11 protein-coding genes are annotated in these 13,082 nt (G+C 66.0%); 6 read left to right on the forward strand and 5 right to left on the reverse strand.

Annotated elements, in window-relative coordinates; genetic code table 11:
- Positions 1 to 52 precede the first annotated feature (52 nt).
- Positions 53 to 1,162 (forward strand): DUF748 domain-containing protein, encoded by a 1,110-nt coding sequence (locus CEY08_RS11820; protein ID WP_076813530.1) that lies wholly within the window; start codon positions 53 to 55, stop codon positions 1,160 to 1,162.
- Here the strand turns inward: CEY08_RS11820 and CEY08_RS11825 are convergent.
- Genes CEY08_RS11825 through CEY08_RS11835 form a run of 3 tightly spaced genes read right to left on the reverse strand, consistent with a single transcriptional unit; the run spans position 1,152 to position 4,125 of the window.
- Complete coding sequence (locus CEY08_RS11825) at positions 1,152 to 2,171, reverse strand: lysylphosphatidylglycerol synthase transmembrane domain-containing protein (RefSeq protein ID WP_088607675.1); 1,020 nt, start codon at positions 2,169 to 2,171, stop codon at positions 1,152 to 1,154. The two genes, CEY08_RS11820 and CEY08_RS11825, sit on opposite strands and share 11 nt — an antisense overlap.
- Complete coding sequence (clsB, locus tag CEY08_RS11830; protein WP_076813527.1) at positions 2,168 to 3,361, reverse strand: cardiolipin synthase ClsB; 1,194 nt, start codon at positions 3,359 to 3,361, stop codon at positions 2,168 to 2,170. The genes CEY08_RS11825 and clsB overlap by 4 nt, the downstream gene beginning before the upstream one ends.
- Positions 3,358 to 4,125, reverse strand: a complete 768-nt coding sequence (locus CEY08_RS11835) for an endonuclease/exonuclease/phosphatase family protein (RefSeq protein WP_042793599.1) — start codon at positions 4,123 to 4,125, stop codon at positions 3,358 to 3,360. Before CEY08_RS11835 ends, clsB begins: the two co-directional genes overlap by 4 nt.
- A 183-nt stretch (positions 4,126 to 4,308) precedes the next feature.
- On the opposite strand from CEY08_RS11835, the gene CEY08_RS11840 reads away from it, so the two are divergent.
- Positions 4,309 to 5,955 (forward strand): ABC transporter ATP-binding protein, encoded by a 1,647-nt coding sequence (locus tag CEY08_RS11840; RefSeq protein ID WP_076813525.1) that lies wholly within the window; start codon positions 4,309 to 4,311, stop codon positions 5,953 to 5,955.
- Between the two features lie 26 nt (positions 5,956 to 5,981).
- Here the strand turns inward: CEY08_RS11840 and CEY08_RS11845 are convergent, their stop codons facing one another.
- Positions 5,982 to 6,695, reverse strand: a complete 714-nt coding sequence (locus CEY08_RS11845) for an MgtC/SapB family protein (RefSeq protein ID WP_063640612.1) — start codon at positions 6,693 to 6,695, stop codon at positions 5,982 to 5,984.
- 190 nt (positions 6,696 to 6,885) lie between these two features.
- The gene (locus CEY08_RS11850) at positions 6,886 to 7,239 is read right to left on the reverse strand and encodes a hypothetical protein (RefSeq protein WP_076813522.1); all 354 of its coding nucleotides are present in this window, start codon (positions 7,237 to 7,239) and stop codon (positions 6,886 to 6,888) included.
- Positions 7,240 to 7,978: 739 nt separating this feature from the next.
- On the opposite strand from CEY08_RS11850, the gene CEY08_RS11855 reads away from it, so the two are divergent.
- The 4 genes from CEY08_RS11855 (at position 7,979) to CEY08_RS11870 (ending at position 13,077) form a co-directional block, all read left to right on the forward strand.
- Positions 7,979 to 9,556 (forward strand): TerC family protein, encoded by a 1,578-nt coding sequence (locus CEY08_RS11855; protein WP_063962630.1) that lies wholly within the window; start codon positions 7,979 to 7,981, stop codon positions 9,554 to 9,556.
- Between the two features lie 348 nt (positions 9,557 to 9,904).
- Positions 9,905 to 10,822: a SphA family protein gene (locus CEY08_RS11860; RefSeq protein WP_376785080.1), complete on the forward strand. Its 918-nt coding sequence runs from the start codon at positions 9,905 to 9,907 to the stop codon at positions 10,820 to 10,822.
- A gap of 81 nt (positions 10,823 to 10,903) precedes the next feature.
- Positions 10,904 to 12,067: a formylglycine-generating enzyme family protein gene (locus CEY08_RS11865; RefSeq protein WP_042793594.1), complete on the forward strand. Its 1,164-nt coding sequence runs from the start codon at positions 10,904 to 10,906 to the stop codon at positions 12,065 to 12,067.
- Positions 12,068 to 12,105: 38 nt separating this feature from the next.
- Complete coding sequence (locus tag CEY08_RS11870) at positions 12,106 to 13,077, forward strand: AAA family ATPase (RefSeq protein WP_076817696.1); 972 nt, start codon at positions 12,106 to 12,108, stop codon at positions 13,075 to 13,077.
- Positions 13,078 to 13,082 lie beyond the last annotated feature (5 nt).

Consider the following 13,082-nt stretch of genomic DNA (forward strand, 5'->3'; position numbering starts at 1 on the left):
TCGGGCGTTTCCAGGACCATGCACGGATTGTGCCGCACCTCGGGAATCCACGATGAGCCTCAACCCAGCCGCGCCACGCCGCAAGTCGGCGTGGGGCAGTGCACTGGCGGTCCTGACCCTGATCGCGGCCGTGGCCGTCGTGCTGGCCTTTGCCGCCTTGCGGATCGCCGAGCAGCGCATTGCGAACATGCTGGGCCCGCGGGGCCAGGTCGGCCACGTCGAGGTGGGGTACTCGCAGGTAATACTGCGGGACGTGACCATATCCGGCGGTACCGGCCAGGCCGGCGCCCGGGCCCGACACGTGGTCCTGGAGCCGGAATGGTCCGCTTTTTTTCGCCATGAGGCAGTCTTCAAGACGGTGACTATCGAAGGCTTTGACTTCACGGTGGTACGCAAGGCGAATGGCGACATGGACATCGCGCCAGCGCTGCAGTCCTCGTTGCGAGCCGGCGAGGGCGGCGATGGCCAGGCCCGACGTCACACGCCGATCCGCATCGCTGAGCTGATCCTGCGCGACGGCCGCCTGGATTTCGAGGACGCCGCGGTGTCCCGGCCCGCGCACCGGATCCCGTTCTCAGGCGTGCAGGCGCGCCTGCGTCCCCTGACCATTCCCGGCGACGGCTCGCGCAGCGACATGGAGTTCGAAGGAAAAATCGAAGGCAACCGCAATGGCGCGGCCACGGTGCGCGCGCAAGGCTGGCTAGTGGTGGGCGGCACGGACGCCGACATCAAGGTCGCGGTGCGCAACATGGATATCCAGCACGCCGCGCCCTATCTGGCGGACAATGGCGCCTCCTCGCTGGCCGCGGGCGCCATGGATCTGGACATGCGTACCGCCATCGCCAAGCGCCAGCTTCAGGCCACGGGTACGGTGGCGCTGCGAGGATTGCGGTTCAGCGGGAACGGCGACCTGTTTTCCCTGCCGCGCAAGGCGGTCTTGGCGGCGCTCAAGGACCAGAGCGGCACGCTGCGCTTCGAGTTCGCCCTGGCGGGCGACCTGGACAACCCCAAGTTTTCCGTTACCCGCGGCTTTACCGCTCAGGTTGCGCGGGGGTTCGGCCGTGCGATCGGGGTCGGCGCGGAAGGGGCGGCGGAGGGCGTCACCGGCGCGGTAAAGGAACTGGGAAATGCCTTGTCGGACCTGCTGACGCCTAAGCCTTGAAGGACTCCCGCGCGCTCTTGGGAGGATCGCCGTCCCTGGGCCGGCCGGCTGGCCAGCGCTTGCGTCGCAGCTTGAACTCCATGACTGCAAAGGCGACCAGTGCGAGGAACAGCGGGCCAAAGGCGTAAAGCGCCCGATAGGCGAGCGCGGCGCCCAATACCTCCGCGGCCGGAATCCCGGGCGCCAACGTGGCCACGAAGATCGCCTCCGTGGTGCCCAAGCCCCCCGGCACCCGGATGATCAGCGCGGCAAAGCTGGCGCACAGCAGGATGCCCAGCACGGCGGGATAGCTGGCCTTGCCCTGCAGCAGCAGGTAGATGATGGCGCCCATGATGGCCCAGGACAGCACGGCAACGGCACTTTGCGCCACCGCCATCATCCCCCTTGGCAACACGGCGCGCTGCCCCATCCAGGTCCAGGAGCGCCGCCTGGCTCGCGCGCATATGGCCACGTAGCCGGCCGCCAGCAACAGCAGCGCCGCGCCCAGCGCGCGCAGCAGATTCGAGCCGATGGCCCAGCCTTGAGGCACGGGCACCGCGCCCGAGACAAACAGAATCCCGGCGATCCACGCATAGCCTATCCAGTTGGTCACCGCCGAGAACAAGGCCACGCGCGTCGCCACCGACTTGCGACAGCCCAGGCGGGCGTAGAGCCGCAGGCGCGCGCCCAGGCCGCCGAGCAGCACGCCCAGGCTGAGATTCAGGGCATAGCTCATCATCGCTACCCCCAGGACCTTGGGCCACGGCAGAGAATGGCCGGTGTAGCGCTTGCTCAGCAGATCCATCCCGCCATAGACGAGGTACCCCGCCACGACCAGGCCGGCTGCCTCGGCAATGGTGCCTTGCGGAATCTTGCGCATGGCGATCCACACCTGCGGCCAGTCTATCGAGCGGCCCAGGTAATACAGCAATGCCGCCACCAGGACCAGCACCAGGGCGGGCAGGGCGCGCTTGAGCCGGGGCCAGCGATGCCGCCATGCGCGTGTCAGCGTGGAACGGAAGACTCTCATGCCGACTCCCGTTGCGGTTCTATCGGGATGGATTTCAAACGCGGCTTATGGGCGGGCAGGCTGCCGGCCCAGGCGGGAAAGCGCCGCAGAAAGTGGAACACCACCACGCCGATCCACAGGCGCCGCAAACGCCGCGACGACCCCGCTGGCAGCTCGATGCGTCGGCAGTCCTGCTCTATCAGCCGATCCAGGCTGCCGCGCAGCGCGGCGTTCAGCCCGGCGTCGCGCGCCACGACGTTGGCCTCCAGATTCAGCGCCAGGCTGAGCGGATCCAGATTGCTGGAGCCTATCGTGCTCCAGTCGCGGTCCACGCAAGCCACCTTTCCGTGCAGCGGCCGCTTGCAGTATTCATATATTTCCACGCCCGCATCGATCAGGTAGTCGTACAGCATCGTAGCGGCCAGGCGCGCGACCAGCACATCAGGTTCGCCCTGCAGCAGCAGCCGCACCCGCACGCCGCGGCGGGCGGCGTTGGCCAGGTCATGCAGCAGTTGGTACCCGGGAAAGAAGTAGGCATTGGCGATCAGCACATCCTCGCGCGCGGCACGCACGCCGGCCCGGTAAAAGCGCTCGATGTCGGTCTGGTGTTCGATGTTGTCGCGCACCACCAGGCGGCCGCCGCCGTCACCCGAGGGCATCGGATCCAGGTAGGCGGGCCGCCGACGCCCGCGTGTCCGTGCGCCGGCGGCAAGCGCTGCGCGAGCGAAATCCGCGATGTCGGTTGCCAGCGGTCCTTCCAGCCGCACGGCATAGTCCTGCTTGGCCTCCGGGCCATAGTCGGGCAAGTGGTCGGCCGAAAAGTTGATGCCGCCGACGAAGGCGATCCGGCCGTCCACCGCCACGATCTTGCGGTGCATGCGCCTGAACACATTCGTGCGCACGCCCAGGAAGCGTGGACGGGGGTCGAACACGTGCACGCGGACACCGCTTTCGGTCATGGCGCCGACGAAGTCTTCGCTCAGTTCGTCCGAGCCATAGCCGTCCACCGTCAGGTCCACGCTGACGCCGCGGCGCGCGGCCGCGATCAAGGCGCGCTGGAACTCCTGGCCCACGGCATCCTCGAAGAGGATGAACGTTTCCACCAGCACCTCGCTGCGCGCCGCCTCGACCGCTTCCAGCACCGCCGGGAAGTAGTCGGTGCCATTCTCCAGCAGCGTGTACTGGTTGTGCTCGCGCCAACGCAAGTTCATAGGGCGATCTCCGCGCAGATAGGCACGTGGTCGGACAGCCGCGACCAGACCCGCGAAGCCAGCGGCACCGGCTGCCAGTCGCGCACGCTGCGCACGTAGATGCGGTCCAGCCGCAGCAAAGGCCAGCGTGCGGGAAAAGTGCGGGCAGGGCGGCCCAGACGCGACGTGTAGACCTCGCGCGTGCCGCAGTCGCCCATCAGGGCGTCGGCCCGCAGGCGCCAATCGTTGAAGTCACCGGCGATCAGCAGCGGCTCGTCGGCGGGCACGCCGTGGGCGACCAGTTCGCACAAGCGGCGCAACTGCTGTCCCCGATGGCCTTCCAGCAGGCCCAGGTGCACGCATATCGCATGGACGGGGGTGGGCAGCGACGGCACCCTGAGTACGCAATGCAGCAGACCCCGTCCCTCGTGTCCGTGGACGGTCACATCATGGTTCTCGTGGCGTTCGATGGGATACCTCGACAGAAGGGCATTGCCATGGTGTCCCGCCGGGTAGACCGCATTGCGCCCATAGGCGAAATCCGTCCACAGCGAATCCGCCAGAAACTCATACTGCGAGGAGGCGGGCCAGGCACTGTGCCGCTCCGCGTGTCCCTGGTGTTCACCCAGCACTTCCTGCAAAAACACGATGTCGGGACTCGCCGTTCTCAACGCCTCGCGCAGCTCATGCAGCATGAAGCGCCGATTGAAGCTGGTGAAGCCCTTGTGCGTATTGACGGTGAGCACAGTCACCGTCGTGGCGTCGATATAGTGCGTAGAGGACATGGACGCTCCGGATGGGTCGATCCGCACTGCGGAGCAATCCCCGTTCCCGAAACGTAAAGAGAGGTAACCACGATGGTGCCCAAACACCGATCGGCACAAACCGAATGAGCAAATGAGAAATGCGCAGTTCCCAGAGAGGCCGCCCCGGCCTACGATCCACAGCTTCTTCCTGGTGAACGACTCATGACCGAATTGCTGCGCATCCAGAACCTGACCGTGGACCTGCCGCCAGGCGCCGACCGGCCGCATGCGTTGAAGGATCTGTCGCTGACCCTCGATGCAGGCGAAATCGTTTGCGTCGTCGGAGAAAGCGGCTCAGGCAAGTCGCTGACCGCGGGCGCAATCCTCGGCCTGCTGCCTCAGGACGTGCGCGCAAGCGGCGGCCAGATACTGTGGGAGGGGCAGGACCTGCTACGGCTGCCGCCCGACGCGCTGCGCAAGCTTCGCGGCAAACGCATCGGCATGATCTTCCAGGAACCGATGACTGCCCTTAATCCGCTGCGCACCATCGGCGACCAGATTGCTGAAGTCTTCCGCACCCATACAAGCTTGCCGCGCAAGGAAGTCCGGCGCCGCACGCTGGATTTGCTGGAATCCGTGCGCTTGCCGGACCCGGCGCGGGCGATGGACGCGTACCCGCACGAGCTGTCTGGTGGACAACGACAGCGCGCCATGATTGCCATGGCGCTGGCTTTGGAGCCGGCGCTGCTCATCGCGGACGAACCGACCACCGCGCTGGACGTAACGACCCAGGCGCAAATCCTGCACCTGATCCACGATCTGCAGCGCCGCAAGGGCACGGCCGTGCTTTTCATCACCCACGACTTCGGCGTGGTCGCCGAGATCGCGGACCGTGTGGCCGTGATGCAACGCGGTGAACTGGTGGAAAGCGGGGCGGCGGAACAGGTGCTGGAACACCCGCGGCATCCGTACACGCGCGCGTTGATCGCGGCGGTGCCGCCATTGGCGCCGCGCGCCGCCTCCAGCGCCGAAGTCGCCCGTCAAGACGACGCGCCGGCCATCCTGCGCGCGCAGGGCGTATTCAAGACATATCGCAAACGTGGATGGTTCGGCCGTCCCGGCCATGAAACGCGCGCGCTGGATGACGTGACGCTGACATTGAAGGAGGGGGGCACGCTGGGCATCGTAGGCGAAAGCGGCTCGGGCAAGTCCACGCTCGCGCGCGCCTTGCTGGGGCTGGCGCCACCGGATGCGGGCGGCATCGCTTTGGCTGGCGAACCGCTGGCGCTGAATGGCGCTGCGGCGCGGCGCGAGCATGCGCGGCGGGTGCAGATGGTGTTCCAGGACCCCTATGGCTCGTTGAATCCGCGCCAGCGCGTGGGCGAAATCGTGGCTCGCGGCCCGATCGTGCACGGCACGCCCCGGCGCGAAGCGCTGGCGCGGGCCCGGGAACTGTTTGAATTGGTGGGATTGTCGCCCGACGCCGTGCGACGCTATCCGCACGAGTTTTCGGGCGGCCAGCGTCAGCGGGTGGGACTGGCAAGGGCGCTGGCCATGCGGCCGCGCGTGCTGATCGCGGACGAGCCGGTGTCGGCGCTGGATGTGTCGGTACAGGCGCAGGTGTTGGCGTTACTGGCACGGCTGCGCGAACAATTGGGGCTGTCCATTCTCTTCATCACCCATGACTTGCGCGTCGCTGCGCAGGTCTGCGATGACATCGCGGTCATGCAGAACGGAAGGGTGGTGGAAGCGGGCGCTTGCGCCCAGGTGTTCGGGCGGCCCTCGCACCCCTACACGCAGGCTTTGCTGGCCGCCGTGCCGGGACGCCGCTGGGACCCGGCCACGGTAGCCTTGCGCCAAGCTGCCTGATTTCCTGCGCTGACGGACCGCGAACGCTACACCGTGCGGGCCGCCCAGAACGCCGTGCGCACGGCGGGCGAAGCTGCAATGCTGGCGGTGACCCGGTCCAGGTCCAGTTCGTCCACCGACGCTTCGCTGAGCGCCGCCTCGATCTCCACCTCGTTCTCGCCGAATTGGTCGATCTTCAATTCGGATAGCGGCAATTGCTCGGTTTCCAGCACGTCTTCCAGCACGGTCATGGCCGCCTGGCGCTGGTCCACGTTTGCGATGACATGTATCACGGTCGTCACTTCCGTGGTCTGGGAATCCACCGGCTGGCGGTTGACGTAGCTGACCACCGGACGCAGCAAGGTATTGGCGGCAAGCACAAAGGCCGTGGCGGCGATGGCTTCCAGGATCAGCGATGCGCCTGCGCACGCCCCGATGGCGGCCGAGCCCCACAACGTGGCGGCGGTGTTCAGGCCGCGTATGCTGCCGCCTTCGCGCATGATGGCGCCCGCGCCCAGGAATCCCACGCCCGAAACCACATAGGAAATAACGCGCGAACCGCCGTCGGCGCCGCCCACCCGGAACGCCAGGTCCACGAAAATGGCGGCGCCCACCGCCACCAGCACATTGGTGCGCAAGCCCGCCGTGCGTTGGCGGAACTGGCGCTCGAAACCCACCACGGAACCCAGGATGAAGGCGGTCAGCAGGCTGACCAAGGTGTTGGCCAGCGTAAGGAATTGGATGTTTTCGAAGTTCTTCATTTTCTGCTCGATGCTTCAGCACGTATGAAAAGGGTGCGCGGCCGCTCAGGGCAGGCGCCAGATCGAACGCAGGACCAACAGCAGCCCCGCCAGCCAGATCAGCACCAGCGCCACGACGCGCGCAATCATCAAGGTTTTGTACGGATCTTTCATGACAGCCTCCCGGCAACCGCCCTGGACCGGGCCGGCTTCAGGCCGGCAGTACGGCAATGGCCGCGCCCGACTCGCATTCCCAGTGCACGCGGCGCACATCGGGGCTCTGCCCGAGACGCAGCGCGATGGCGCCCAGCAGGTTGCGCAGGTGGGGCGGGCAGTGCAGCGTGACGACAGTCGACGCCAGCTGGTCCGATTCGGCGCGTGAGATCCGCACGGCCAGCACGCGCAGATCCAGGTCGCGCAGTTCGTAATACAGTTGCTTGCGCAATGCGTTGAGCGTGTCGCCCACGCTGACGATGGTGAATTGATAGACCGGCGCGGCGGCGGCCGGAGTGGCCGGGATTGCGCGGGTCCGGTCCAGGAATGGCAGGAATTGCTTGATACGCATGGTCGTCTCCTTAGCGGGGGAGTACGGTGGAAAGTCCACATGCATGCGCCGCCACGCCGTGCGCACGCGCGCCACGGGGCGCGACGCGTCGCCTCGGCAAGCAGTAGGGGATTGGGCTGGGGCGGTCCCGCGCGATACGGGACCGTAGAGCCGGTTCCTGGCTTCAGGCAGGACCGGCGCGGACTATTTCCGCGGATCCTGCGTCAAGCGGCGCTTGCAGTCGTGTATTGACTACATCCGTCGTTGTCCACATTGATCTCGGGTGAGTTGAAAGTGCCGGGAGTATATCGCCGACCTAGGGTAAACACCAGGAAAATCCCGCATGAGCAGGAGCGGGCACCGCTGCGGGAGTGGGGGTGGCCCGGATGCGCGCCCGAGGGTATTCAGGTAGTATTCAGTTTCCCGTAAGAAAGAGAGCAGGGCGAACGCTCCCCCCATGCGCTGCACAGGCAGCCCAGAGCGGTTCGCCATTTATGACTGAAGACCCACCCCCTAGCAGGGCGCCGCAAGCAAGCCGGCGCCCGACGCCCCATCTTTCCGCCACGGCCCGGGCGCACAGCCCCCACGCCGACTCCCTGCACGCCGCTGCGGCCACGCCGCGTCTGGGCGGCCGCGCTCCGCCGCCAGCCCCGGGGCCTGTTCATGCCCGTTCCAAGCCTCTGGCGCGCACCTGCGGCGCGCTCTTCTTGATCCCGTCCGGCGCCCCTAGGCGCGCGGCCCCGATTTGCATGGAATATCGATGATTTTCGACTGGATGTCCGACCCCACCGCCTGGCTCGGCCTGGCGACCCTGGTCGTGCTTGAAATCGTGCTGGGTATCGACAACCTGGTGTTCATTGCCATCCTGGCGGACAAGCTGCCGCCCGCGCAGCGCAACCGCGCGCGCTTGATCGGCCTGACGCTGGCGATGGTGATGCGCCTGGGCCTGCTGGCCAGTATCGCGTGGGTGGTCACGCTGACCGAACCGATGTTCACGTTGCTGGGCGCCGAGATCTCGGGACGCGACCTGATCCTGATCCTGGGCGGCCTGTTCCTGCTGTTCAAGGGCACCATGGAGCTGCATGAACGCGTGGAAGGCAGCGCCAGCCATGACCAGGGACAGAAGCCGCAACATGCCGTGTTCTGGCAGGTGATCCTGCAGATCGTGGTGCTGGACGCCGTGTTCTCGCTGGACTCGGTGATCACGGCCGTCGGCATGGTGCAGGATCTCAGCATCATGATGATCGCGGTCGTCGTCGCCATGGCCGTAATGATGTTGGCAAGCCGTCCGCTGATGAGCTTCGTGGGCCGCCATCCCACGGTGGTGATCCTGTGCCTGGGCCTCTTGCTGATGATCGGCTTCAGCCTGGTGGCCGAAGGCCTGGGCTTCCATGTGCCCAAGGGTTATCTGTATGCCGCCATCGGCTTCTCGATCCTGATCGAGCTCTTCAACCAGCTGGCGCGCCGCAACCGCGCCCGGGGCACGCATGCCCTGGGCCGCCGCCAGCGCACCGCGCAAGCCGTGCTGCGCCTGCTGCGCGCCGGCCGCAAGGGCGAGGCGGCGGGGCAGGCGGACGAGGTTGCCGCGCTGGTCGACGGCGCGGATGATGAGCCGGCCTTCGCGCCGGAGGAAAGCACCATGATCGAACGCGTGCTCTCCATCGGCGGGCGGGATGTCCGCTCCATCATGGTGCCGCGCGGCGACATGGTCTGGCTGGATGTCGCCGACACCCCGGAGGCCATCGTGCGCAAATTCGGCAGCGGCCATTCGCGCCTGCCGTTGTGCGCGGGCGATCCGGCCAACGTATTGGGCGTGCTGCACTTCAAGGACCTGCTGCCGCTGCTGCAGAACCCGGGCCCGATCGATCTGGTGGAGCTGGCCCGCGAACCGCGCTATGTAATGGAAACCATGCCCGTGCTCAAGGTGCTGGACGAGCTGCGCGCGTCGCGCGACCACATGCTGATCGTGGTGGACGAACATGGCGTGTGCGAAGGCCTGATCACGCCGATGGACGTGTTGACCGCCGTCGCGGGCGACCTGCCCGAACACCAGGAAGACCAGCCCGAAGCCTTGCAACTCGCCGACGGATCGTGGCTGCTGGAAGGCCGGCTGGCGGTGGCCGAAGCAGCGCGCTTGCTGGATGCGTCCGCGCTGGCAGAAGAGTATCCCGACGCGACGCTGGCCGGCTGTCTGTTGCGCGCCGCTGGACGGATTCCTGAAGCGGGGGATGCAATCACGTGGCGTGACTGGCGCTTCGAAATCACCCGCCGCGATGGCCTGCGGATCGACCAGGTACGCGCCAGCCTCGTGCGTCAGGAGATCGAGCAAGCGCAGTGATTGTTGACGCCGATGGCGTCTGCACGAAAAGGGGATGCTACCGGCATCCCCTTTTTTTGCATCGCCTGCGACCCTGTGGCGTGCCGGTATCCAACACCTTTCGCGGGACTGAAAGCCGGGCGCTCATAGACGGGCGGGCCCAACTTGGTGAAAGCAAAACTCTGTGAGAATATTGCGACAGATTTCTCGACTTATGATTTCGGCCCTCATTGCTGAAATCGGCGTTTCCATACGGCGTGTCTTTGCATTTTGTTATCTCTTGCCGAGGTACATAGCATGGGCAGTACGAGGTCTGCATTCAGGAAAATCACAGCCAGCAGGACAGCGGCCGGAATGACCGTCTGCGCAATGTCAGTCTTGCCTGCGGCGGCCTGGGCGACGGAAGGCGCCCTGGGGCGCCAGATTACCGGCACCAACGTACAGCCCAACGCCGGCATCGTGTCTCCAGAACCGATCTGGGCCGTCAACTTCTCTCAAATCTACCTGGACGGCACCGTGGGCGGCAGCCGCGAAGTGCCCATAGGAGGCCGCACCTCGCTCGGCCTGGACGCGAAGGTGGCGTTCACGCTGGCCACCATCCTCAAGACATGGGATACCGGGCCGGGCCCCTGGAACTTCGCGTCCAGCTTTACGCTGCCCTACGTCTGGAACAAGGTGAATTCCACCGTGGCGGGGGCTGGCGGGCGCAGCATAAGCCAGAGCGACACCGCCTCGAACCTGTTCGATCTGTACTTCTCGCCCATCATCGCGGGTTACCACTTTTCGGAAACCTCGCACATGGCGCTCAGCCTGAACATCTGGGCACCTACCGGCAAGTACAACGCCGACGACATGGCCAACCCCAGCCTGAACAATTGGACCTTCATTCCGCAGGTGGCCTATACCAAGATATTTCCGGAGGCGGGCTTTCAACTCGACACCGTCGCCGGCATCCAGTTCTACACACGCAACAACGCCACGGACTACCGCAACGCGCCGCTGTTCAGCATGGATGTGATGGGCCGCAAGCTATTCAGCAACGGCGTCAGCGCGGGCCTGATCCTGGGCACCATCCAGCAACTGGGTAGCGATTCCGGCCCGACGGCCGACCGGCTCAATGGCTTCAAGGGCCGCGATTGGGCGCTGGGTCCCATCGTGACCTATGACAGGAAACTGGCGGACAAGCGCTCTTTGTCCCTGGGCCTGCGCTGGGTGCCCACCATCAGCAGCACGAAGCGTCTGGACAGCAATGACACGGTGATGGCGACCGCGACGCTGGTGTTCTGAACGCAGCACGATTTCAAGGGGCAGCCAGCCCCGGGGGAGCGGCGCCGCCGCCCCTGAACCGTTAGCTTTTGGGTGATAGGAATGGCAAAGCAAACACAAGGGAAGGCACGCTTGGCTGGCGCATTGCTGCTGGCCGGGGTGGTGCTCGGCGCGGGCGCTGGCACGGCCTATTTGCTCATGGGCAAGGAGGCTGGACCGCAGGCGGTGAAGGTCGTGCTGGGCGACGGCAAAAGCGGCCCGGCCGGCATGGCCTGGATACCGGGGCGCGAATTCCTGATGGGCAGCGACCATCGGCTGGCCCAACCCAACGAAATGCCGGCGCACAAGGTATCGGTCAGCGGTTTCTGGATGGACGTGAACGACGTCACGAACGCGCAGTTCCGGCGCTTTGTCGAGGCCACGGGCTATGTCACGACCGCCGAGCAGAAGCCGCGGTGGGAAGACCTGCAGGTGCAGTTGCCGCCCGGCACGCCCCGTCCGGACGACAGCCTGCTGGTGCCAGGCGCCATGGTGTTCGTCGGCACCGAAAGCGAAGTGTCCCTGCGCGATTATTCTCGCTGGTGGCGCTACGTGCCGGGCGCGAACTGGCGCCATCCGCAAGGCCCGGGCAGTTCCATTGCAGGCAAAGACGACCACCCGGTGGTGCAGGTGTCGTACCAGGACGCCGTGGCCTATGCCAAATGGGCGGGCAAGCGTCTTCCCACCGAATCCGAATGGGAAATGGCCGCGCGCGGCGGACTGGAGCAAGCCACCTACGCGTGGGGCGAGGAACTGCTGCCGCAGGGCAAGGCCATGGCCAATATCTGGGACACGCAGCAGCGGCAGCCTTTCCCCGTCGTGAAGGATGAAAAGGTACAGGTCGGCACCATGCCAGTGGGAAGCTTTTCTCCCAATGGCTATGGCCTGTACGACATGGCTGGCAATGTGTGGCAGTGGACCGCGGATTGGTACCGCGCCGACGCGTTCAAGATCCAGGCGCAGTATCGCCAGCCTCCGGCGGATCCGGCCGGCCCTGCCGACAGCTTCGACCCCGATGACGGCATCGTCCCGCCCGCGGCGCCCAAACGCGTGACGCGCGGCGGCTCGTTTCTTTGCAGCGATACCTATTGCATCAGCTACCGCACCAGCGCCCGGCGCGGCACGGACCCGATGAACGGGATGTCGCATCTGGGCTTTCGCACCGTCATGACGCCCCAGCAATGGAAGCTGGCTCAGACCGCGAGAAACGGTATCGCCAGCCGCTGATCCGATAAGCCATCCTTCACGCAGGAGAAGCAATGCCGATGAGCAACCGCGACAGCATCCTGGAGTTGGAGCGCGCCATCGCGCGCTCGGTGCTGGGCCAGGACGCCGTCATCCGCGAAGTGCTGCTGGGCCTGTTGGCCGACGGCCATTTGCTGCTGGAAAGCCTGCCCGGACTGGCCAAGACGCGCACGGTCAAGACCTTGGCGCAACACCTGGCCGCCGCCATGAGCCGCATCCAGTTCACGCCCGACCTGCTGCCTTCGGACATCACGGGCGCCGAGGTGCTGCAGCAGGACGCGCAGGGCAATAGCCGCATCCAGTTTCAGCAGGGGCCGCTGTTCGGCAACCTGATCCTGGCCGACGAGATCAACCGCGCGCCCGCCAAGGTGCAGGCGGCGCTGCTGGAAGCCATGGAAGAGAGGCAGATCACGGTGGCGGGCACGACCCATCGCATGCCGCAGTTGTTCATGGTGCTGGCCACCCAGAACCCGATAGAACAGGAGGGCACCTATCCGTTGCCCGAAGCGCAGATGGATCGCTTCATCATGAAGATCGTGCTGGACTATCCCGATGCCGACAGCGAAAAGCAGATGCTGGCCTTGTTGCGGGGCGAAGCGCGCCAGGACGCGGGAGAACCCGGCCTGCGGCTGACGCAGGAAGCCCTGTTCGCTTGCCGCGCGGAGGTCGATAAGGTGCATGTATCCGAGGCGCTGGACCAATACCTGGTGGACCTGGTCAACGCGACCCGCCGCCCGGCGGAACATGACCCGGATCTTGCGCGCTGGGTCCAGGTGGGAGCCAGCCCGCGTGGCGCGATCGCGCTGGACAAGGTGGCGCGCGCCCATGCCTGGCTGTCCGGACAGGACTTTGCCTCGCCCGACGACGTGCGCGGCGTGGCCAGACCGGTATTGCGGCATCGCCTGCATCTGTCCTATGACGCCGTGGCCGACGGCATCACGGCGGACCACGTGATAGACAAACTGCTGGACACGGTCGCGATACCGGTCTGAACCCG

Origin of the sequence: Achromobacter insolitus, from assembly GCF_002209555.1 — a bacterium.
Lineage (GTDB): Bacteria > Pseudomonadota > Gammaproteobacteria > Burkholderiales > Burkholderiaceae_B > Achromobacter > Achromobacter insolitus.

Excerpts from the sequence above, each read along its gene's own strand:
- CEY08_RS11820 (WP_076813530.1), top strand. The coding sequence starts at position 53 with ATGAGCCTCAACCCAGCCGCGCCACGCCGCAAGTCGGCGTGGGGCAGT.
- CEY08_RS11825 (WP_088607675.1), bottom strand. The coding sequence starts at position 2,171 with ATGAGAGTCTTCCGTTCCACGCTGACACGCGCATGGCGGCATCGCTGG.
- clsB (WP_076813527.1), bottom strand. The coding sequence starts at position 3,361 with ATGAACTTGCGTTGGCGCGAGCACAACCAGTACACGCTGCTGGAGAAT.
- CEY08_RS11835 (WP_042793599.1), bottom strand. The coding sequence starts at position 4,125 with ATGTCCTCTACGCACTATATCGACGCCACGACGGTGACTGTGCTCACC.
- CEY08_RS11840 (WP_076813525.1), top strand. The coding sequence starts at position 4,309 with ATGACCGAATTGCTGCGCATCCAGAACCTGACCGTGGACCTGCCGCCA.
- CEY08_RS11845 (WP_063640612.1), bottom strand. The coding sequence starts at position 6,695 with ATGAAGAACTTCGAAAACATCCAATTCCTTACGCTGGCCAACACCTTG.
- CEY08_RS11850 (WP_076813522.1), bottom strand. The coding sequence starts at position 7,239 with ATGCGTATCAAGCAATTCCTGCCATTCCTGGACCGGACCCGCGCAATC.
- CEY08_RS11855 (WP_063962630.1), top strand. The coding sequence starts at position 7,979 with ATGATTTTCGACTGGATGTCCGACCCCACCGCCTGGCTCGGCCTGGCG.
- CEY08_RS11860 (WP_376785080.1), top strand. The coding sequence starts at position 9,905 with ATGTCAGTCTTGCCTGCGGCGGCCTGGGCGACGGAAGGCGCCCTGGGG.
- CEY08_RS11865 (WP_042793594.1), top strand. The coding sequence starts at position 10,904 with ATGGCAAAGCAAACACAAGGGAAGGCACGCTTGGCTGGCGCATTGCTG.
- CEY08_RS11870 (WP_076817696.1), top strand. The coding sequence starts at position 12,106 with ATGAGCAACCGCGACAGCATCCTGGAGTTGGAGCGCGCCATCGCGCGC.